This is a genomic window from Pseudomonas sp. HP_12, from assembly GCF_055283955.1.
Window position 1 is genome coordinate 1 of the sequence record NZ_JBTOQG010000006.1, and the last position, 20,221, is coordinate 20,221.

Consider the following 20,221-nt stretch of genomic DNA (forward strand, 5'->3'; position numbering starts at 1 on the left):
GCTCCGTGGGCCCGCGCCGAACGGACATCCATGTCCTGACGGCGCTCTCGCCGCATCCATGCGGCTCGGCCCACTCCGCGTCGTCTGCGTTCAGCCTGCACCCAAGTCGCGATTGGTGGTGACTGGACTTTTTGCGTCGTAACGATGATCAAAGGCGAAAATCAAAGCCCGTCTTATGTAGCCCCGCCCAATTTTCGACGCAACCCAAAAGCTGGCAACTCGGTCTATCAGGCCATGGCACGTTTAAGCAAATGTGGGAGCGAGCTTGCTCGCGAAAGGCCCGAAGGGCAACAAAGTCGCGATCTATCGACAAGCTCTAAAAAGCGCCCCGCCTTATTTCCCGGACAATTCCATGATCATCGCCGCCGTCAGGTAGAGCCTTGGGGCGATGCTGGTGAGGTCCATGTATTCGTCGTCGGCGTGGAGGCCGGCGCCGACGACGCCCATGGTTTCGAGGACGGCGGGTTTTTGGCTGTCGGGGACGTAGGCGTAGCCGGCGTCGGTGCCGAAGCGCATGGCGATGGGTTCGAGGGTGCGGCCGGTTTTGGCGTAGATCGCCTGGGCGGTTTTGGCGAGGGCGTCGGTTGCGGGGTTTTTTGCCAGTGGGGGGCGGCCTTTGTCGAGGCGGAAGGTGACGTCGGTGCCGTCGATCATTTTGCCCTGCACGATGCGCTGACCGTCGGCCAATACGCGATCGGATTCGCTCAGGTCTGAATAGCGCATGTCGCCCTCAGCCGCGGCGCTCGACGGAATGATGTTGCGTTTCTCGCCGGCTTTGATCAGCGTCCAGTTGACCGTTGTGCCCTTGGCCGGGTCGCCCAGGTCCTTGAGCTGCACCAGTTGGTGGGCCAGTTCCATGGCCGCATTGCGCCCGGCTTCCGGGGCGGAGCCGGCGTGGGAGGATTTGCCTTTGACGTCGACGAACACGCCGTTGATGCCGTTGGTGGCGACGGTCACGGCGTCCTTGTCCGGTGGCTCGAATGAGAACACGTAGTCGTGCTTGCGGGCGAGTTCGGCGATGAGGTCTTTCGAGCCGGCGGACCCCGTTTCTTCGTCAGGGTTGAACAGCACGGTGATCGTGTCGAAGTCCTTGAACTTCTCGTCTTCCAGCAGCTTCAGGGTATGCAGCACCATCGCCACGCCACCTTTGGCGTCGGCGACACCGGGACCGTAGGCGTGATCGCCATCGACGCGAAAAGGCCGCTTGGCGGCGGTACCCGGACCGAACACGGTGTCGTAGTGGATCATCAGCAGAAAGGATTTGCTGCCCGTGCCCTTGAGGGTGCCGACGATGTTATCGCCCGCCGAGGGCGTCGCCGGCGTGGTTTCGACTGTTGCGCCTAAAGCCTTCAGCCGTTCGACCAGCACCGCACTGACCATTTTCAGGCCGGGTGCCTGACCCGTTCCGGTGTCGATGTCGACCAGTTGCTTGACGGTGGCCAGATAAGGTTTTTGCTCGGCCTCGGCCTTCTTCAATAACTGCTCGGGGGAGACATCGGCGGCATAGGCGCTGCCGGCAAAAAGGGCGCCGCCACTCAACAGCGCGGCGAGGATGGAAGTCGTCAGGGCGGTACGTCGAACGTGCATGCTGGATCCCTCAGATGGTGGTCGAGTTGTTGTGATGTCCATGGGACCCACATCGTTCCCGCAGCATAGGTCGTCAGGCACTGACCGTGGGGCGGATTTTCCGGGAGAGCCGCTGCTGGCTGACAGGTCATCGGCCGGGCATGGTGCTTTTCCGCAGCCGCCGCGCTTTCCTGTCGCATTCACCGTAGAATCCCCGTCTGAAATAAAAAGCGACGAGGTTGCAGCGGTGGATTTACAGCAGGGCTTCGTCCTGACCCGGCATTGGCGCGACACGGACGCCGGCACCGAAGTGGAATTCTGGCTGGCCACCGACGAGGGGCCGCGCCAGGTGCGCCTGCCGTACCAGACCTCCGTCGCGTTTATCCCGGAGCAGCACCGCGAGCGCGCTGAAGCCGTGTTGCGCAACGAGCACCATGTCGAGCTCAAGCCACTGGAGCTGTGTGATTTTCGCCATCGCCCGGTGATGGGGCTCTACACGCGGCAGCATCGCCAGTTGATGAGCCTGGAAAGCGATCTGCGCAAGGCCAGCGTCGACGTCTACGAAGCCGATATTCGCCCGCCCGAGCGTTACCTGATGGAGCGTTTCATCACCGCGCCGGTGCAGTTCAGCGGGCGGCCGGACGCCAATGGCCTGTTGCTGGACGCGCAACTCAGGCCCGATCCACGTTACCGACCGACCCTGAAACTGGTCTCGCTGGACATCGAAACCACCGAGCGCGGCGAGCTGTATTGCATCGGCCTGCACGGCTGCGGCGAGCGTCAGGTGTACATGCTCGGCCCGGCCAATGGCGATGACGCCCAGGTGAATTTCAAGCTCGAATACTGCGACACCCGCGTCGCGCTGCTGGAGAAACTCAACGAATGGATGGCCCGCCATGACCCCGACGGGATCATCGGCTGGAACGTGGTGCAGTTCGATCTGCGCGTGCTGCACGAGCACGCTCGGCGCTTGAATGTGCCGCTGCGTCTGGGGCGCGGCGGCGAGGTGATGACCTGGCGCGAACACGGCGCGCGCAACAATCACTTCTTCGCGGCGGCGGCCGGGCGGCTGATCATCGACGGCATCGAAGCGCTGCGCTCGGCGACCTGGAGCTTTCCGTCGTTCAGTCTGGAAAACGTTTCGCAAACGCTCCTCGGCGAAGGCAAGGCCATCGACAATCCGTATCAGCGCATGGACGAGATCAACCGCATGTTCGCCGAGGACAAGCCGGCGCTGGCGCGTTACAACCTCAAGGACTGCGAGCTGGTCACGCAGATTTTCGCCAAGACCGAGCTGCTCACCTTCCTCCTCGAACGCGCCACGGTGACCGGCCTGCCGGTGGATCGAAGCGGCGGTTCGGTGGCCGCGTTCGAGCATTTGTACATTCCGCTGATGCACCGCCAGGGCTTCGTCGCGCCGAACCTGGGCGAGCGCATGCCGGAAGCCAGCCCCGGCGGTTTCGTCATGGATTCGCGTCCCGGGCTGTACGAATCGGTGTTGGTGCTCGATTACAAGAGCCTGTATCCATCGATCATCCGCACCTTTCTGATTGATCCCGTAGGCTTGATCGAAGGCCTCAAGCACCCCGACGACAGCGATTCGGTGGAAGGCTTTCGTGGCGCGCGCTTTTCCCGAACCCGCCACTGTTTGCCGGCCATCGTTTCGCGGGTGGCCGAAGGGCGCGAGGTGGCCAAACGCGAGCGTAATGCGCCGCTGTCCCAGGCGCTGAAAATCATCATGAACGCTTTCTACGGCGTGCTCGGTTCCAGCGGTTGCCGGTTCTTCGACACGCGGCTGGCGTCGTCGATCACCCTGCGCGGGCACGAGATCATGCACCAGACCCGGCTGCTGATCGAAGCCCAGGGTTACGAGGTGATTTATGGCGATACCGACTCGACCTTTGTCTGGCTGAAGAAGGCCCACGAGCAGGATGACGCGGCGCAGATCGGCACCGCGCTGGTCAAGCAGGTCAACGACTGGTGGCGCGCTCATGTGAAAGAGGAATACGGGCTGGAGAGTGCGCTCGAGCTGCAATTCGAAACCCACTTCAAGCGCTTCCTGATGCCGACCATTCGCGGCGCGGAGGAGGGCAGCAAGAAGCGTTATGCGGGATTGGTCACTCGCGCCAACGGCGAAGACGAAATGGTCTACAAGGGGCTGGAGGTCGTGCGCACTGACTGGTCGCCGCTGGCCCGGACTTTTCAGCAGGAGCTGTACCTGCGGATTTTCCAGCGTCAGCCGTTTCAGGAATACATTCGGGAGTACGTGGGCCGGACCCTGGCCGGGGAACTCGACGGCCAGCTTGTCTATCGCAAACGCCTGCGCCGGGCCCTCGACGATTACGAACGCAACGTGCCGCCCCATGTGCGCGCCGCGCGGCTGGCCGATGAGTACAACCGTCAGCAGGGTCGGCCGTTGCAGTACCAGAATGGCGGCTGGATCAGCTACGTGATCACGGTCGCCGGACCCGAGCCGCTGGAAGTACGGACGGCGGCCATCGACTACGACCACTACATCAGCAAACAGCTGCAGCCGATTGCCGACGCGATCCTGCCGTTCGTGATCTCGCGGACCATCGATCTCAGTTCCCAGGACCAGTTCAGCTTCGACTTCTGACCTGGGTTTTCACGCCAGCGGATTGATCCGCAGCGCCTCCAGCACCACGCGAAACGCCGCCGTGTGCTGGCGCCGGCTGGGGTAGTAAAGGTGGTAGCCCTCGAACGGCTCGCACCAGTCGGCGAGCACTTCCACCAGTTCGCCCTGCTCGATAGGCCCGGCCACCAGCCCCTCGGGAAGCTGCGCCAGACCGACGCCGTCCAGGCAACCCTGAAGAATCTGAAACACGCTGTTCATGATCAACGGGCCGTCGACGCGCACGCGGATATCACGGCCGTCTTTGGCGTACTCCCATTGATACAGCGCGCCATGGGTGGGCAGGCGCAGGTTGATGCAGCGATGGCGGGGCAAGTCCTCCGGCACCTGCGGCGTGGAATGCCGCGCCAGGTATTCGGGGGACGCCACGGTCATCAGCCGCAACGGCGGGGCAATCGGCGCGGCGATCATGTCTGCCGCGAGGGTGTCACCCAGGCGCACACCGGCGTCGATGCGCTGGGCAACGATGTCGGTCAGGCCGTAGTCGGTGACCAGCTCAATGGTCATGTCCGGGTATTGATCGAGCAATGGTTTGAGGCGAGGCCAGAGCACGTAACGCGCGGCGAATTCATCGGCGGTGATGCGCACCGTGCCGGACGGGCGGCCGCTGTGCTCGATGGCGGCGTTGACCTGCTCTTCAATGCTGTCGAGCAGTGGCGCCAGTCCCTTGAATAACTGCTCGCCGACTTCGGTGCGGGTCACGCTGCGGGTGGTGCGGGTGAGCAGGCGAACGCCGAGACGCTCTTCCAGCAGGCGCATGGTCTGGCCGACGGCGGAGGGGGAGATGCCCAGCGCGGCGGCGGCGCGGGTGAAATTGCCTTCTCGGCCCACTGCAACGAACACGGTCAGATCATCGAGTTTGTAATCCGCCATTGCGAAGCGCTCCTTCATTTTGATCGAAGCATTCTACGGATACTGTCGCCAATGTGCCCTTGTTACGCTGGCTGCACACTTTCTGGAGACCTGACATGACCGCCACTGACAGCGCTGCTGAAGACATGCAAATCCACCGCGCCGGCTCGGCCAAAGCCATCAAGGGGCCCGCAGACTGGTTCACCGGCGACGTGCGCATTGACCGGATTTTCAACGCCCCGGCACCGGCGCGGGTCGGTCTGGCCATCGTGAATTTCCAGCCGGGCGCGCGCACTAACTGGCACACCCACCCGCTGGGCCAGATCCTGCTGGTCACCGATGGCGTCGGCTGGACCCAGTGTGAAGGCGGGCCGAAAACCGAAATCCGTCCGGGTGATCTGATCTGGTGTAACTGCGGCCGTCGTCACTGGCACGGCGCAACCGACACCACCGCCATGCAACACGTCGCGGTCAATGAAGCGCTGGATGGCAAGCCGGTCGACTGGCTGGAGCCGGTGACCGAGCAGACCTACCTGGCCGGGCCGGTCAAAAAAGACTGAGTGGCTGGCACGGCGACGATCATGACGCCGCCACGGCCTGGCTGCGCAGCCGCGTAATGTCCTTTTTCGGCGGTGCGCCAAACAGCCGACCGTACTCGCGACTGAACTGCGACGGGCTTTCATAGCCGACCTTGAACGCTGCACTGGCGGCGTCCTGATGGTCGTTGAGCATCAGCCGCCGGGCTTCGTTCAGGCGCAGCCATTTCTGGTACTGCAGCGGGCTCATGGACGTCAGGTTGCGAAAGTGCAGGTGAAAGTTCGGCGCGCTCATCTGCACCCGCGCGGCCAGGTCTTCGACGCGCAGGGCTGTCGCGTAATTGAGCTTCAGCCAGTCGATGGCTTTGGCGATGCGGTAGCCCTGACTGTCGACCGACGCAATGTGCCGTAGCAGCGGCGCTTGATCGCATGTGAGCAGACGGAAGTGAATCTCGCGCTGCAACAGGGGCCAGAGCACCGGAATGGCGTCGGGCTCCTGCAACAGGTCGACCAGTCGGGCCAAGGGATCGAGCAGCGCTGAGGTCAGGCTGGCAATGCCCGCGCTTTTGCCCACTGCGCGCGCCTTCGGTATTGGCGCATCCCCTTGGGCGATCAGCTCGGTCAAGGTGCGCAGGTCAAGCTTGAACACCAGTCCCAGACACGGCGCGTCCGCGCTGGCGAGGGTCACGGCGGAGTTGGCCGGCACGTCCAGCGAGGTGATCAGAAAGCGCGTCGTGTCGTAGGGATAGACGTCGCTGCCGATGACCATTTCCTTGGCGCCCTGGGCCACCAGCACGATGCTTGGCGCGAGGATGCACATGACCGGCGGCGAGGGCGCTTCGCGACGAAACAGGCCGAGGTCGGCGATGGCGGTGGGAAAGTCACCGGAGGCCGGCGTGAGGTGCCCGATGGCGTTCGTCAGGGTTTGCAACCGGGCGCGGGTGGCACTGCCTTTCGCCAGCGTTGAAAGCGCGGTATCACCCATGTTTTTCCCCCTGGTTTTGCTGTTGTGCCATTGAGCCGGAACTGTACGTGCCCGGCAAAACAGCCGTCCAGCCTCGCGCCTCGGGATTGATCGGATCAGGCAAGAAAACCACCGGATCGCTCTACGGGTTGCCCGGGCCGCGCCATGAAGATGTGCATCGCACACTTCATTTGCGCCATGCCTTGGCGCCGGAGACATTCATGAAACAACTGATGATGGGGCTGGCCTTGCTGGTCAGCTCATTCGCGACAATGGGAGCCGATATGTCCAGCGGAGCTGACAACTTCTACACCAGTGAACAGGTCACCCGGCAGAAGGTGACGTTCAACAACCAGTACGAGATGAAAACAGTGGGCAACCTGTTCGTGCCCAAAGACATGATCAGTGGCCGCAAGTATCCCGCGATCATCGTCGGCCACCCCATGGGCGCCGTGAAGGAGCAGAGCTCGAACCTGTACGCGCAGAAACTGGCCGAGCAGGGTTTCATTACGCTGGCCATCGACCTGTCCTTCTGGGGCGAAAGCGAAGGCCGGCCGCGCAATCTGGTGTCCCCCGAGATCTACGCCGAAGACTTCAGCGCCGCCGTCGATTACCTCGGCAGCCAGGGCTTCGTCGATCGCAACCGCATCGGCGTGCTGGGTATCTGCGGCAGCGGCAGTTTCGCCATCAGCGCTGCGAAGATCGACCCACGCATGAAGGCCGTCGCGACCGTGAGCATGTATGACATGGGCGGCGTCAATCGCAACGGCCTGCAGCATTCGGTCAGTGTCGAGCAACGCAAAGCAGCGATCGCGGCCGCCGCTGCACAACGTGATGTCGAGTTTGTCGGTGGCAAAACCCAGTACACCAGCGGCACCGTGGACACACTCACCGAACACTCCAACCCGATCGAGCGTGAGTTTTACGATTTCTACCGGACCCCACGTGGCGAGTTCACCCCGAAGGGCCGGTCGCCTGAGTTGACCACGCACCCCACGCTGACCAGTAACGTGAAGTTCATGAACTTCTACCCGTTCGCTGACATCGAGACGATTTCACCGCGGCCAATGCTGTTCATCGCCGGCGAGAACGCCCATTCCCGTGAGTTCAGCGAGGAGGCTTATCGCCTGGCCGGTCAGCCCAAGGAGCTGGTGATCATTCCGGGTGCCGGGCACGTGGACTTGTACGACCGGGTGGATCTGATTCCTTTCGACAGGCTCACGTCTTTCTTTCAGACCCATCTGAAGTAACTTTCAGACTGTTCACGACGGCTCGATCCGGTCACGTGCCGGATGCTGCCGGAAGGGTCCTTTTTGTTGCACGCGCGGTTTTGCGCGCCGTTTGTTGATCACTGGCCCCGCTGCATGGCGGGGCTGAATGACCTGGAGCATGTTCATGGGCACCCCCGCTGTACCGATGACCGAAACAACCCACCGTGTGTGGGGCGCCGTGCTGGCGATGTCGCTGTGCGCTTTCGCGCTGGTCGCGTCCGAGTTTTTACCGGTCAGTCTGCTGACGCCCATTGCTGCCGACTTGAGCCTGACCGAAGGCCAGGCAGGTCAGGCGATCTCAATCTCGGGATTTTTTGCGGTGGTCACCAGCCTGTTTCTCTCTGCGCTGACCCGTGGGCTTGATCGCAAGCCGGTGCTGCTGACCCTGACTGCCTTGCTGATCGTTTCGGGGGCAATGGTTGCCTTGGCGCCGAATTACCCGGTGCTGATGTTCGGTCGGGCGGTGCTGGGTGTTGCGATCGGCGGTTCATGGTCGATGAGCACGGCGGTGATGATGCGTATTGCCCCCGAGTCGATGGTGCCCAGGGCCATCGCCATGGTGCAGAGTGGTACGGCGCTGGCCACCGCCGTTGCGGCGCCTCTGGGCAGTTTTCTGGGCGGGCTGATTGGTTGGCGCGGCGCGTTTTTCTGCGTGGTCCCGCTGGCTGCATTGGCGCTGTGCTGGCAGGCCTTCACGCTGCCGCGCATGCCCAGTGAGCGCTCGTCCGTTTCGACGACGGACGTGTTTCGATTGCTGGGCCGCGCGAAGGTGGTCTACGGGATGGCGGCGGTAGCCTTCCTGTTCATGGGTCAGTTTGCGCTGTTCACCTACCTGCGGCCGTTTCTGGAATCAGTGACCAGGGTCGATGTGCCGAAGCTGTCGATCCTGCTGCTGATCATCGGCGTCTCAGGGCTGGCCGGGACGCTGATGATTGGCGCCGTATTGGCAAAAAATCTGTACCGGGTACTGATCGCCATTCCGGTGCTGATGGCGGGCATTGCCATCGTGCTGCTGGCGTGCGGTCAGTCGTTTGCCATGACCGCGGTGATGCTCGGCGCCTGGGGTCTGATCTCGACCTGTGCGCCAGTGGGATGGTTCACCTGGCTGACCCGCACGCTGCCCAAAGACGCCGAGGCGGGAGGAGGGCTGATGGTCGCGGTGATCCAGCTGGCGATCACGCTGGGCGCAACGGCGGGTGGCTTGCTGTATGACGGGATGGGCTACAGCGCGACGTTTATCACGAGTGGCGTGTTTTTGCTCGTCGCCGCGCTGTTGGCGTGGAAGGTGTCGCGGACCGCAGCGGTAACTGCATGAAGCGTGCAGGCGGTGTGACGCAATCATGCGCCACGCCGCAGCCTCACTCTTTCACGTCCATGAAATCCTTGGCCCAGGCCACGTAATTTTCCGGGAAGGTGTAGGTGTGGGTCAGTTCGGTGGCGCTGTGATTCGAGGTGCTGTGGGTGACCTGGCGCTGGGCGCGGAGGCTGTCGTAGGTGGCCTTGATCGCGGCAAAGTACGCCGCGTGCCCGGCGACCACCACTCGCACGCCCAGATCGGCGAGGCGCTGGCGGTCATTGAGCTCGGGGTTGCCGTAGGTCACCAGCATCAGCGGGACGGTGAGCTTTTCCGAAATCTGCTCCAGGTGCTCGAAGTCCTTGATGCCAACGATGCAGATGCCGTCGGCGCCGGCCTTTTCGTAGGCGAGGGTACGTTCGATGATGTCCTGGACCGGCAGCACGCCGGCGTTGGTCCGGGCGACGATCGTCAGTTCCGGATCGACGCGGGCTTCAAGGGCGGCCTTGACCTTGCCGATGCCTTCTTCGATGGACACCAGGTCCGTGGATTTGCGGCCGAATTGCGCCGGCAGCAAGGTGTCTTCGATGGTCAGCGCCGCCACACCGGCGCGCTCCAGTTCTTCCACGGTGCGCATGACGTTCAGGGCGTTGCCGTAGCCATGGTCGGCGTCGGCAATAAAAGGCAGTTGCGCGACGCGGCCGATGCGGGTGGCCTGCTCGACGAACTCGCTCAGGGTGATCAACGCGAAATCAGGGGCTGCCAGCACCTGCAGCGACGCCACCGATCCGCCCAGAATACCGACCTCAAAACCCAGATCCGCCGCGATGCGCGCCGACATGGGATCGAACACTGAAGCCGTCTCGACGCAGTGCTGCGAAGCCAGCTGCTCACGGAATTTGCGACGCAAAGCGGAGTGGGAAATTCTGGACATAAGGCTTCCTGATTCTGGCCGTCATCTAAATGCCAGCAATGCTACCGCAAATTCAGGCTGAAACGTCTCACCTCGACGAGCGACGTGCATTGATTTGCGTAGGTGGCCGCGCGGCCCCGACCTCCGCAGCGCCTGGGAGGACCGCCTTCAGCCGGGAAGGCGTTTGCATTACACCGAAGAATTGACAGTGATCACCCCGGCCTCTTCCCGGCTGAAGCCGGTCCTACGGAAGCAGTCTTTCTGCCACCAGGTGATGCCGATTGTTCCCACGCTCTGCGTGGTAACGCCGCCCCGGACGCTCCGCGTCCAGCAGAAGACGCGCATTCGAGAACGGGAGGTGACGCGGAGCGTCACAGGCTGCATCCCCACGCGGAGCGTGGGGACGATCTCCACATTTATTTCCCACAGCGTTTTCAGAAATGACCCCAACTGCGCGTAGCCGATCGTGAAGCGGCGAACGCAACTTTGAGATGTATACCACTGAGTGGTAGATTTTACTTCACGGTAGGTAGCCAAATGCAGGACAGGGTTTTCAAAACAAAGGGTTTTTGCTTCGCAGCCAAGAAGGCAGCTATTGAGGACAGCGAGCTTTGCAGTGCAATAAGGGAGGTTTTCAACGGCCAAGCCGATGATCTGGGCGGTGGCGTCTGGAAGAAGCGACTCAACGCTAACCGCCATCGCTCGATCATTTTGGCGAGGGGCAAGTTTTACTGGGTCTATCAGTTTCTGTTCTCGAAACAGACTCAGAGCAACATCAACAGGCAGGAGCTTATAGCTTTCAGAAAGCTCGCCAAGGTGTACGAAAAATTAAGCCGTCAGCAAATACAACTGCTCCTGGATCGACAGGATTTCACGGAGATCTGTCATGAAAAAAAGAATTAAGAGCGAAGCGCTGGCATCGGTGCATGAGTCCGCCACTGCTCTGCTGGGCATCGGTGCCATCGACAAGGCCACAATGCGCGAGTTTGATCAGCACCGCATCGCCGAGGTCCCGGCTGCGATAGACCCGGCACAGATCAAAGCCATTCGCGAGGGAAGTCATGTCAGCCAGCCGGTGTTTGCCCGCTATCTGAACACCAGCACCTCCACGATCAAACAGTGGGAAGCGGGGTCGAAGCGTCCCGGTGGCATGGGGTTGAAGCTGCTGAGCATCGTTCAAAAGCATGGACTCGAGGTTCTCGCCTGAGCGCTGGTATCGTCGACCGATTGTTCCCACGCTCTGCGTGGTAACGCCGCCCCGGACGCTCTGCGTCCAACACATGACGCGCATTCGAGAACGGGAGGTGACGCGGAGCGTCACAGGCTGCATCCCCACGTGGAGCGCGGGGACGATCAAGGGCGGGGCTGACCTCTGCCGCGCTGGGTAGGACCGGCTTCAGCCGGGAAGTGGCCAGACCTTGCGCCGCAATCCCCGAACTGAAAATACCGAAGCAAGCGCTTGCGTGAATCGATTCAGCTGTTCTAGGATTCAGCTGTTCCGAAATATTTCACAGCAACACCCGAGTGCCACCCGCAAAGAGGTGGCCCAGGCATAAAAACAAGAAACCTCGGAGATCCACATGATCAGCTCGTCTGCTCGATTGCCGCGTGTGCTGTCCGCGCTCGTCATTGCTGCTTCATCGGCCGCCCGGCCATGAGTGCCGTCCTCGCTATGCCCCCTCAACCCGTGCTGGAAATGTCCGCTATTTCCAAGACCTTCAACGGCCTGCGCGTGCTGAAAAATGTCGCCCTCAAGGTGTACGCCGGTGAAGTACATGCCCTGATGGGCGAGAACGGCGCGGGCAAGTCGACGCTGATGAAGATTTTGTCCGGCGCCTATCAGGCCGATGCCGGTGGCGAGATCCGCATCGACGGCCAGGCCCTGAGCGCGTTTGACCCGTTGTCCGCCAAAGCGCTCGGCATCGCGGTGATCTATCAGGAACTGAGCCTGTGCCCGAACCTCAGCGTCGCCGAAAACATTTACCTGGGCCGCGAACTGCGCCGTGGCTGGAGCATCGACCGCCAGGCGATGGAAGCCGGCTGCGTTGATGTGCTGGTGCGACTGGGTGCTGATTTCAAGCCGTCCACCAAGGTCAGCGTGCTGTCGATTGCCGAGCGGCAACTGGTCGAGATTGCCCGGGCCCTGCACGCCAACGCGAAAATTTTGGTGATGGACGAGCCGACCACGCCGCTGTCGTCCCGGGAAACCGACCGCCTGTTTGCGCTGATCAAACAGCTTCGTGACCAAGGCCTGGCGATCATTTACATCAGCCATCGCATGGCCGAGATCTACGAGTTGTCCGACCGGGTGTCGGTGCTGCGCGACGGCGAGTACGTCGGCATGCTGGAGCGCGGTGCGCTGTCAGCCGAGGCGCTGGTGAAGATGATGGTCGGCCGCGACTTGTCCGGGTTCTACAAGAAAGAACACGCCGCCTACGACCCCGGCGCCGTGGTCATGCGCGTGCGCGACATGGCCGACGGCAAGCGCGTCAAGCCGTGCAGCTTCGATCTTCATGCCGGGGAAGTGCTGGGCATCGCCGGGCTCGTCGGGGCAGGGCGGACGGAGCTGGCGCGTTTGATTTTTGCTGCTGATTCGCGCATCTCCGGCACCCTTGAAGTGGCCGGCAAAGCGATCACCGATCTGCGCAACCCCGCTGACGCAATCCGTGCGGGGGCGGTTTACCTGACCGAAGATCGCAAGGCCCAGGGCCTGTTTCTGGACATGAGCGTGCGCGACAACATCAACGTCTGCGCCTGCGTCCCCGATGCCCATGCCGGTGGCGTGCTCGATCGGGGACGTGGGGCGAAGCGGGCAATCGAGGCGATTCGTTCACTGTCGATCCGGGTGGCGTCGGGCAAGGTCAATGTCGGCGCGCTGTCCGGCGGCAATCAGCAGAAGGTGCTGCTGGCGCGGCTGCTGGAGGTCAAACCCCACGTGCTGATTCTTGACGAGCCAACGCGCGGCGTGGACATCGGCTCCAAGTCCGAGATCTACCGAATCATCAACGAACTGGCCAAGGCCGGCGTCGGCATTGTGGTGATCTCCAGCGAGTTGCCGGAAATCATCGGCACCTGCGACCGCGTGCTGATCATGCGTGAAGGGGAACTGGTCGCCGAAGTCGGCGGCGCCTCCGGGCAGGAGATCTCTCAGGAACGGATCATCGATCTGGCGACAGGCAGCGAGAACGCCGCAGCCACCGCGGCTCACCATGCTTTCGACCACAACATTCAACAACAATAAAAAGGAAACCAGGCCATGAGTCTGCCCCTGGAAAACTCGCCCACCGTTGCCGCCATCAGCAAGCGTGAACGTGCGCGCGAATTGATGCGCACCGTTGGCATGCTGCCGGTGCTGATTCTGTTGTTGATCGGCTTTTCGCTGATGACCGACACCTTCATGAGCTGGCAAAACCTGTCGATCATCACCCAGCAGGCCTCGGTCAACGTGGTGTTGGCGGCCGGCATGACCTTCGTGATTCTGACGGCGGGGATCGACCTCTCGGTGGGCGCGATTCTCGCGGCCTCCGCAGTGGTCGCCCTGCAAGCGTCGATGTCGCCGCAGTTCGGCATGCTCGGCATCGCTGCCGGCGTGGGTTTCGGCCTGCTGCTGGGGCTGGTCAATGGTGGCCTGATTGCCTTCATGCGCCTGCCGCCGTTCATCGTCACCCTCGGCGCACTTACCGCGATGCGCGGTCTGGCGCGTCTGCTGGCCGATGACAAAACCGTGTTCAATCCCGACCTGCCGTTCGCCTTCATCGGCAACGATTCGGTGCTCGGCGTGCCGTGGCTGGTGATCATCGCCGTGGCGGTCATCGTGGTCTCGTGGTTCATCCTGCGCCGCACGGTGATGGGCGTGCAGATCTACTCGGTGGGCGGCAACCCCGAAGCGGCGCGCCTGTCCGGGATCAAGGTGTGGAAGGTGTTGCTGTTCGTCTACGCGGTGTCCGGTGCGCTGGCCGGGCTCGGCGCAGTGATGAGCGCCTCGCGCCTGTTCGCCGCCAACGGCCTGCAGCTGGGCCAGTCCTACGAGCTGGACGCCATCGCGGCGGTGATCCTCGGCGGCACCAGTTTCACCGGCGGCGTCGGTACCATCGGCGGCACCCTGATCGGCGCGCTGATCATCGCGGTGCTGACCAACGGCCTGGTGCTGCTGGGCGTGTCCGATATCTGGCAATACATCATCAAGGGGATCGTGATCATCGGCGCGGTGGCGCTGGATCGCTATCGCCAGTCCGGTGCGCGAACCTGATTCAACGCTGTCTGGCTGCACGCGTTTCAACGAAGACTCCGACAATAATCACAAGAGAGAACCCATGAACGTCAAACGCAAATTCCCTGCTGTCGTGTCCCTGTGCCTGGCCGCGTTGCTGTCCCAGGGCGTTCAAGCCCGAGAGCTGAAAGCCGTCGGCATCACCCTGGGCTCCCTGGGCAACCCGTATTTCGTCACCCTGGCCGACGGCGCCAAGGCGAAGGCCATGGAGCTCAACCCCAACGTCAAAGTCACCTCCGTCTCCGCCGATTACGACCTGAGCAAGCAGTTCTCGCAGATCGACAACTTCATTGCGTCGGGCGTTGACCTGATCCTGATCAACGCCGTGGACCCGAAGGCCATCGCTTCAGCGATCAAGAAGGCCCAGGCGGCCGGCATCAAGGTCGTGGCCGTGGACGTCAGCGCCGCCGGTGTCGACGCCACCGTGCAGACCGACAACGTCGAAGCGGGCAAGCTGGCCTGTCAGTTCATCGTCGACAAGCTGTCGGGCAAGGGTAACGTGATCATCGAGAACGGCCCGCAAGTCACCGCCGTGACTGACCGCGTCACCGGCTGCAAGTCGGCCTTCGCCGCCGCGCCGGACATCAAGATTCTTTCCGACGATCAGGACGCCAAAGGCTCCCGCGAAGGCGGCCTGAACGCGATGCAGGGTTACCTGACGCGCTTCCCGAAAATCGACGGTCTGTTCGCGATCAACGATCCGCAGGCCATTGGCAGTGACCTGGCCGCCAAGCAGCTGAAACGCAGCGGCATCGTCATCACGTCGGTGGACGGCGCGCCGGACATCGAGCAAGCGCTCAAGTCCGACACCTCGATTCAGGCCTCCGCCAGCCAGGACCCGTGGGCCATGGCGCAGCAGGCGGTGGTCATCGGCAATGACCTGCTCAACGACAAGAAGCCGGCTGAAGCGGTCACCCAGCTGACGCCAAAACTGATCACCCGCGACAACGTCGGTTCCTACAGCGGCTGGTCCAGCAAGCACTGAGACGCAGGGCTGAAGGAGTCGGCGCAGTGATCAAAATGGAAGACGTGGCGAAGCGGGCGCGGGTATCGACGTCGACCGTTTCCCACGTGCTCAACGGCACGCGCAAGGTCAGCGCCAAGACGGTGGAAGCGGTGCAGCGGGCGGTTCAGGACTTGGGCTACATCCCCAATACCCTGGCGCGCTCGCTGGCCCGTTCGCGCACCAACACCATTGGCGTGGCGATTTCGGCGCTGTCGAACCACTATTTCAGCGAGACCGTGCACGCCATCGAAACTGAATGCGCGCGCCACGGCATCATGATGTTGTTCGTCGACACCCACGACGATCCCGCTCAGGAACTGCGCGTGGTGCAGGCGCTGCACCATCGCCGCGTCGACGGCATTCTGCTTGCGCCGTCCAGCGATCCGCAGCAGGCAGCGTTGGCCTACTTGCGCAGCAACGCCATTCCCAGCGTGTTGGTGGACCGGATGGCGGTGGAGGGTTTCGATCAGGTCGGCGTCGAGAATCGCCAGTCCACCTGCGAACTGGTCGCTCATCTCATCGGCCACGGTCATCGGCGCATCGGCATGATTGCCGGGCATCGCGGCCTGAGCACGACGGAGGAGCGCATTGAGGGTTATCGGCAGGCGCTCGTCGAGGCTGATCTGCCGTGGGATCCGCAGTTGCTGATCGACGGCGAGTCGAACAGCGAATCGGCACGGGTCGCCACGTCAGCCCTGTTGCGCCTGAACCCGCCGCCCACGGCGATCCTGGCAGCGAATAACCTGATGACCATCGGCGCCATGCACGCGCTGCGCGACGCCAGCATTGAGGTGCCGCAGCAGATGGCGCTGGTGGGTTTCGATGATTTCGACTGGGCGGATTTTTTCCTGCCGCGCTTGAGCGTGATTGCTCAGCCGGTGCAGGCCCTGGGCGCGCGGGCGGTGCAGTTGCTGTTGCAGCGCATCGATAAACCCGAGGGCAAACGACTGTCGGAGCGACTGGCGCCGACGTTACGCATTCGCAATTCGTGCGGATGCCTTTAGGCGTCCGCTGACAGGAATGACACCTTCATGAAGCAGCTTGTTTCCCTGGGCATCGACCTCGGCACGTCCGAGCTGAAGGCCATTTTGCTGAGCGCCGAGGGCGAAGTGCTGGCCCAGGCCGGTGCCCGGGTGGAAGTCAGCCGCCGGCAGTCGGGCTGGTCGGAGCAGAATCCGGCCGACTGGTGGCAGGCGTGTCGTGGAGCGCTGAAGCAGTTGCGGACAAGCAATCCCCAGGCGTGGGCACGGGTCGGCTGCATCGGCCTGTCGGGGCAGATGCACGGCGCGGTTATGTTGGATGCGGCGGAGCAAGTGCTGTATCCGGCGATTCTCTGGGACGACTCCCGCGCGGTGCTTCAGGCGTCGCAGTTGAACGAAGATTTCCCGGATTACGCCGAGGTCACCGGCAGCCTGGCCATGGCCGGGCTTACTGCGCCGAAGCTGTTGTGGATGCAGCAGCACGAACCGCATCTGTTCGCGCGCATTGCCAGCGTGCTGTCGCCGAAGGATTACCTGCGTTTGCTGCTGACCGGCGAGCAGGTCAGTGACATGTCCGACGCCGCTGGCACCTTGTGGCTGGATGTGGCAAAGCGCGAGTGGTACGCGCCGATGCTCCACGCCACCGGGCTGACGGTCGAGCACATGCCTCGGTTGCTGGAAGCCGATCAACTGTCTGCCGGGCTGAGTGCCGAGGCGGCGGATGCGCTCGGTTTGCCGTCGGGTCTGCCAGTGGCGGCGGGGGGCGGCGACAACCCGGTGTCGGCGGTGGGCATCGGCGCGATCAACGCCGGCGATGCCTTTGTCACCCTCGGCACCAGCGCGGCCATCGTGGCGATCACCGATCATCCGGCGGGCAATCCGGCCAGCGCCGTGCACAGTTTTTGCCACGCGTTGCCGCAGCGCTGGTACACCATGGGCGCGATGCTGGCGGGGGCGAGCTGTCTGCGCTGGGTCACCCGATTGTTGGGTCAGCCCAGTGAGCAGGCCTTGCTCGATCTGGTTCACGCGCAATGGCCGGTCGATCAGCCGGTGGCGGTGTCCAGTCCGCTGTTTCTGCCGTATCTGGCGGGCGAGCGCACGCCCCACAACGACCCGCTGTTGCGCGGCGGATTCATGAACCTGGGGCACGACAGCACGCCGGCGATGTTGGGTTACGCGGTGCTTGAAGGCGTCGGTTTCGGGCTGCTGGACGCGATGAACGCCACGTTGTCCGCAGGGGCCACGGTCAACGCCTGCGCGCTGGTGGGCGGCGGGGCACGCAGCGAATACTGGGCGCAGTTGCTGGCCAACATTCTTGATCGCGAGGTGTACACCTTGCACGGCAGCGAGCTGAGCGCGTGCATTGGCGCGGCGAAGCTGGGGGTTCTGTCGATCGGGGAGGAGGCTGAGTTGCTGGGGCAGGGGATGGCGGTGAAGGCGCGGTACCAGCCGATGCCGGCGGTGCAGGATGTACTGAGCGCGCGTTACGGGAAATTCAAAGGGCTGCTGGGTGCAGCGCAAGGATTGCGCGCCTGACAACATGGTCGTTCCCACGCAGAGCGTGGGAACGATCAATCAAAATCAAAGGCTTCCCGGCTAAAGCCGGTCCTACTGACTGCACGCGGTGAGTAGGACCGGCTTTATCCGGGAAGAGGGCGCTCAGCCCGCTGGAATTTCCGGCTCAGACCCTCATCGTCGGCGGCAACTCCATCAGCTTGTCCAGCGTGATCGGCAGGTCGCGAATCCGCTTACCCGTGGCATGTGAGACAGCATTCGCCACCGCTGCGGCCAGCCCGGTAATCCCGATCTCGCCGATCCCGCGTGCGCCGAATTCGTTGAGCTCGAAGTCCGGGTAGTCCAGCAGGATCACGTCGATCTCCGGCTGGTCAGCGTGCACCGGCACTACGTATTCGGCGTAGTTGTTGTTCACCGGCATGCCGTTGCGCTCGTCGAAGTCCGTCGCTTCAAACAGCGCCATGCCGACGCCCATCACGATCGCGCCTTCGACCTGATTGAGCGCGGTTTTCTGGTTGATCACCTTGCCCACGTCGATGGCACTGACCACTCGCGACACCCGCGGCCGCGAGATGCCCGGGTCCCAGCGCACTTCGACAAAATGCACGCCGAAGGAGCGGAACGAGTGCTTGCTGGTGTCGTTCATGCCGGTTTTCGCTTCACCGAAGGCGCTGCCCTGCTTCTGCGCCTTGAGCACATCGGCAATGGCAAAGGTCTTGTCGCCGCTTCTCAACTGACCCTGCTCGAAGCTCACTTGCTCGGCCTTGGCCCCGGCAAACACGCCCTTGGGTGCGGTCGCGAACGCCTTCAGCTGTTCGACGGCCTGGCGGGTGGCTTCGGCGATGGCTGGCAGCACGCTCGCCGTTGCCCATGATCCGCCCGACACCGGCGCCGGTGGGAATGATGAATTGCCCAGCTCCACTTCGATCTTGTCCAGCGGAATGCCGGTGATGCTGCTGACCACTTGAGCAACGATGGTGTAGGTGCCGGTGCCGATGTCCTGCACCCCGCAAATGGCCCAGGCCGTGCCGTTGGCGCGCAGCGCGACTTGCGCCTCTGCGGGAGTGCGATAGGCGTCCCAGTTACAGGCGGCCATGCCATAACCGATGATCTCGGTGCCGTCCTTCATCGACCCCGGCGTCGGGTTGCGCTTGCTCCAGCCGAAGCGCTCGGCGGCCTTGTCGATGCATTCCTGCAGGTGGTTGCTGGACCACGGCAGGTTCTGGCTTTCGTCGCGCTCGGAAACGTTGAGCTTGCGGAACTCAAGCGGGTCCATGCCCACTTTATCGGCCATCTCGTCCATGGCCGATTCCAGCGCGAACAGCCCCGGCGCTGCACCCGGCGCGCGCATGGAGGTCGGCGTGCCGCGATTGACCTCGATGATCTTGTGGGTGACCAGCACATTGGCGCAGCTATAAAGGCTCTTGGTCGAAGTGCCGCAGTTTTCCTTGTACGGGTCGGTGAACGACGTGGTGTTGATGGATTCGTGGCGCACCGACACCAGCTTGCCTTTGTCGTCGGTCGCCAGGCGCAGGCGCTGACGGGTTTCCGGGCGGTGGCCGGTGGTGGTGAACATCTGCTGACGCGGCACGACCAGTTGCACCGGCCGATTGAGCACCTTGGCCGCGCCGCAGGCGGCGACTGAATGGGGCCAGATCCACAGCTTGCTGCCGAAGCCGGAGCCAATGAACGGCGCCCGCACTTCGACCTTCTCCGGGATCAGGCCGAAGATTTTCGCCAGGGAATTGCGGTGAGCGACCACGCCCTGGGTGGCTTCGTAAACGATCAGGCGCCCGTCTTCCCAACTGGCGACGGTGGCGTGCATTTCCATCGGGTTATGGGTTTCGACCGGCGTCGAGTAGGTGGCGTCGATGCTGTGGGCCGCGCTGTCGAACGCGGCGGCGGCATCACCCCGGGTGTGGTTCGGGCTGCCGTCCTGCAAGGCGCCGGCTTTCAGGCCCTGTTCGAGATTGGCCACTGCGTCGGTCTTGCTGTAGCTGACCTTGATCTTGTAGGCCGCGGCCCGCGCGTGCTCGAAGGTATCGGCCACCACCAGGGCGACGAACTGACCGGCGTAATGCACGGTGTCGTCTTCGAACGGCAGGCGGCTTTCGTCGGATTTGGCCGCCTTGAGGATCTGCGCGAAGGACATCGGCAGCGTCGAGTTGTGGTAGAGCGAGGGGAAGTTGCCGTGGTGCAGAATTTCCAGCACGCCGGGGGACTTGCGCGCGTCGTCCAGCTTCAGTTCGGTGATCTTGCCGCTGGCGACGGTGCTGAACACGCCGTAGCCGTAAGCCATATTTTTCAGGTGATGGTCGGACGCGTACATCGCGCTGCCGGTGACCTTACGCTGGCCATCAATGCGGCGGGGTGCCGAGCCAATCATTGCATCAGTCATGGT

At 62.9% G+C, this 20,221-nt stretch carries 17 protein-coding genes; 11 read left to right on the forward strand and 6 right to left on the reverse strand.

Annotated elements, in window-relative coordinates:
* Positions 1-333: 333 nt before the first annotated feature.
* Complete coding sequence (locus ACYASU_RS06170) at positions 334-1,587, reverse strand: M20/M25/M40 family metallo-hydrolase (RefSeq protein WP_463582277.1); 1,254 nt, start codon at positions 1,585-1,587, stop codon at positions 334-336.
* Between the two features lie 226 nt (positions 1,588-1,813).
* On the opposite strand from ACYASU_RS06170, the gene ACYASU_RS06175 reads away from it, so the two are divergent.
* Positions 1,814-4,183, forward strand: a complete 2,370-nt coding sequence (locus ACYASU_RS06175) for a DNA polymerase II (protein ID WP_463582278.1) — start codon at positions 1,814-1,816, stop codon at positions 4,181-4,183.
* A gap of 9 nt (positions 4,184-4,192) precedes the next feature.
* Here ACYASU_RS06175 and ACYASU_RS06180 read toward each other — a convergent pair whose 3' ends face one another.
* A complete protein-coding gene (locus tag ACYASU_RS06180; protein WP_463582279.1) occupies positions 4,193-5,092 on the reverse strand; it encodes a LysR family transcriptional regulator in 900 nt (299 codons plus the stop codon).
* Positions 5,093-5,187: 95 nt separating this feature from the next.
* Here ACYASU_RS06180 and ACYASU_RS06185 point away from each other — a divergent pair, with 95 nt between their 5' ends.
* Positions 5,188-5,631, forward strand: a complete 444-nt coding sequence (locus tag ACYASU_RS06185) for a (R)-mandelonitrile lyase (RefSeq protein WP_192172180.1) — start codon at positions 5,188-5,190, stop codon at positions 5,629-5,631.
* 19 nt (positions 5,632-5,650) lie between these two features.
* Here ACYASU_RS06185 and ACYASU_RS06190 read toward each other — a convergent pair whose 3' ends face one another.
* The gene (locus ACYASU_RS06190; protein WP_463582280.1) at positions 5,651-6,592 is read right to left on the reverse strand and encodes an AraC family transcriptional regulator; all 942 of its coding nucleotides are present in this window, start codon (positions 6,590-6,592) and stop codon (positions 5,651-5,653) included.
* A gap of 200 nt (positions 6,593-6,792) precedes the next feature.
* On the opposite strand from ACYASU_RS06190, the gene ACYASU_RS06195 reads away from it, so the two are divergent.
* Complete coding sequence (locus ACYASU_RS06195; protein ID WP_463582281.1) at positions 6,793-7,821, forward strand: alpha/beta hydrolase; 1,029 nt, start codon at positions 6,793-6,795, stop codon at positions 7,819-7,821.
* 145 nt (positions 7,822-7,966) lie between these two features.
* Positions 7,967-9,157, forward strand: coding sequence for an MFS transporter (locus ACYASU_RS06200; RefSeq protein ID WP_463582282.1), 1,191 nt, complete (start codon positions 7,967-7,969; stop codon positions 9,155-9,157).
* Positions 9,158-9,200: 43 nt separating this feature from the next.
* Here ACYASU_RS06200 and ACYASU_RS06205 read toward each other — a convergent pair whose 3' ends face one another.
* Complete coding sequence (locus tag ACYASU_RS06205; RefSeq protein WP_065986037.1) at positions 9,201-10,070, reverse strand: isocitrate lyase/PEP mutase family protein; 870 nt, start codon at positions 10,068-10,070, stop codon at positions 9,201-9,203.
* A gap of 168 nt (positions 10,071-10,238) precedes the next feature.
* Positions 10,239-10,748, reverse strand: a complete 510-nt coding sequence (locus ACYASU_RS06210) for a hypothetical protein (RefSeq protein WP_463582372.1) — start codon at positions 10,746-10,748, stop codon at positions 10,239-10,241.
* Between ACYASU_RS06210 and ACYASU_RS06215 the strand changes: the two genes are divergently transcribed.
* The 7 genes from ACYASU_RS06215 (at position 10,644) to xylB (ending at position 17,841) form a co-directional block, all read left to right on the forward strand.
* Entirely contained in the window at positions 10,644-10,952 is a 309-nt protein-coding gene (locus ACYASU_RS06215; RefSeq protein ID WP_463582366.1) for a type II toxin-antitoxin system RelE/ParE family toxin, read from the forward strand. The two genes, ACYASU_RS06210 and ACYASU_RS06215, sit on opposite strands and share 105 nt — an antisense overlap.
* The gene (locus tag ACYASU_RS06220) at positions 10,936-11,256 is read left to right on the forward strand and encodes a helix-turn-helix domain-containing protein (RefSeq protein WP_463582283.1); all 321 of its coding nucleotides are present in this window, start codon (positions 10,936-10,938) and stop codon (positions 11,254-11,256) included. Before ACYASU_RS06215 ends, ACYASU_RS06220 begins: the two co-directional genes overlap by 17 nt.
* Positions 11,257-11,721: 465 nt before the next feature.
* Entirely contained in the window at positions 11,722-13,290 is a 1,569-nt protein-coding gene (locus tag ACYASU_RS06225; protein ID WP_463582284.1) for a sugar ABC transporter ATP-binding protein, read from the forward strand.
* A gap of 15 nt (positions 13,291-13,305) precedes the next feature.
* Positions 13,306-14,298: an ABC transporter permease subunit gene (locus ACYASU_RS06230; RefSeq protein WP_346626346.1), complete on the forward strand. Its 993-nt coding sequence runs from the start codon at positions 13,306-13,308 to the stop codon at positions 14,296-14,298.
* Between the two features lie 64 nt (positions 14,299-14,362).
* Positions 14,363-15,304 carry an ABC transporter substrate-binding protein gene (locus tag ACYASU_RS06235; RefSeq protein WP_463582285.1) on the forward strand — a complete coding sequence of 314 codons (942 nt, stop codon included), beginning with the start codon at positions 14,363-14,365 and terminating at the stop codon, positions 15,302-15,304.
* Between the two features lie 26 nt (positions 15,305-15,330).
* Complete coding sequence (locus ACYASU_RS06240; RefSeq protein WP_463582286.1) at positions 15,331-16,329, forward strand: LacI family DNA-binding transcriptional regulator; 999 nt, start codon at positions 15,331-15,333, stop codon at positions 16,327-16,329.
* Positions 16,330-16,356: 27 nt separating this feature from the next.
* Positions 16,357-17,841: a xylulokinase gene (xylB, locus tag ACYASU_RS06245; protein ID WP_463582287.1), complete on the forward strand. Its 1,485-nt coding sequence runs from the start codon at positions 16,357-16,359 to the stop codon at positions 17,839-17,841.
* A 145-nt stretch (positions 17,842-17,986) separates the two neighbouring features.
* Here xylB and ACYASU_RS06250 read toward each other — a convergent pair whose 3' ends face one another.
* Positions 17,987-20,218, reverse strand: coding sequence for a xanthine dehydrogenase family protein molybdopterin-binding subunit (locus tag ACYASU_RS06250; RefSeq protein ID WP_463582288.1), 2,232 nt, complete (start codon positions 20,216-20,218; stop codon positions 17,987-17,989).
* Positions 20,219-20,221 lie beyond the last annotated feature (3 nt).

Excerpts from the sequence above, each read along its gene's own strand:
- ACYASU_RS06200 (WP_463582282.1), top strand. The coding sequence starts at position 7,967 with ATGGGCACCCCCGCTGTACCGATGACCGAAACAACCCACCGTGTGTGG.
- ACYASU_RS06190 (WP_463582280.1), bottom strand. The coding sequence starts at position 6,592 with ATGGGTGATACCGCGCTTTCAACGCTGGCGAAAGGCAGTGCCACCCGC.
- ACYASU_RS06170 (WP_463582277.1), bottom strand. The coding sequence starts at position 1,587 with ATGCACGTTCGACGTACCGCCCTGACGACTTCCATCCTCGCCGCGCTG.
- xylB (WP_463582287.1), top strand. The coding sequence starts at position 16,357 with ATGAAGCAGCTTGTTTCCCTGGGCATCGACCTCGGCACGTCCGAGCTG.
- ACYASU_RS06220 (WP_463582283.1), top strand. The coding sequence starts at position 10,936 with ATGAAAAAAAGAATTAAGAGCGAAGCGCTGGCATCGGTGCATGAGTCC.
- ACYASU_RS06180 (WP_463582279.1), bottom strand. The coding sequence starts at position 5,092 with ATGGCGGATTACAAACTCGATGATCTGACCGTGTTCGTTGCAGTGGGC.
- ACYASU_RS06225 (WP_463582284.1), top strand. The coding sequence starts at position 11,722 with ATGCCCCCTCAACCCGTGCTGGAAATGTCCGCTATTTCCAAGACCTTC.
- ACYASU_RS06195 (WP_463582281.1), top strand. The coding sequence starts at position 6,793 with ATGAAACAACTGATGATGGGGCTGGCCTTGCTGGTCAGCTCATTCGCG.
- ACYASU_RS06185 (WP_192172180.1), top strand. The coding sequence starts at position 5,188 with ATGACCGCCACTGACAGCGCTGCTGAAGACATGCAAATCCACCGCGCC.
- ACYASU_RS06235 (WP_463582285.1), top strand. The coding sequence starts at position 14,363 with ATGAACGTCAAACGCAAATTCCCTGCTGTCGTGTCCCTGTGCCTGGCC.
- ACYASU_RS06210 (WP_463582372.1), bottom strand. The coding sequence starts at position 10,748 with ATGGCGGTTAGCGTTGAGTCGCTTCTTCCAGACGCCACCGCCCAGATC.
- ACYASU_RS06230 (WP_346626346.1), top strand. The coding sequence starts at position 13,306 with ATGAGTCTGCCCCTGGAAAACTCGCCCACCGTTGCCGCCATCAGCAAG.
- ACYASU_RS06205 (WP_065986037.1), bottom strand. The coding sequence starts at position 10,070 with ATGTCCAGAATTTCCCACTCCGCTTTGCGTCGCAAATTCCGTGAGCAG.
- ACYASU_RS06250 (WP_463582288.1), bottom strand. The coding sequence starts at position 20,218 with ATGACTGATGCAATGATTGGCTCGGCACCCCGCCGCATTGATGGCCAG.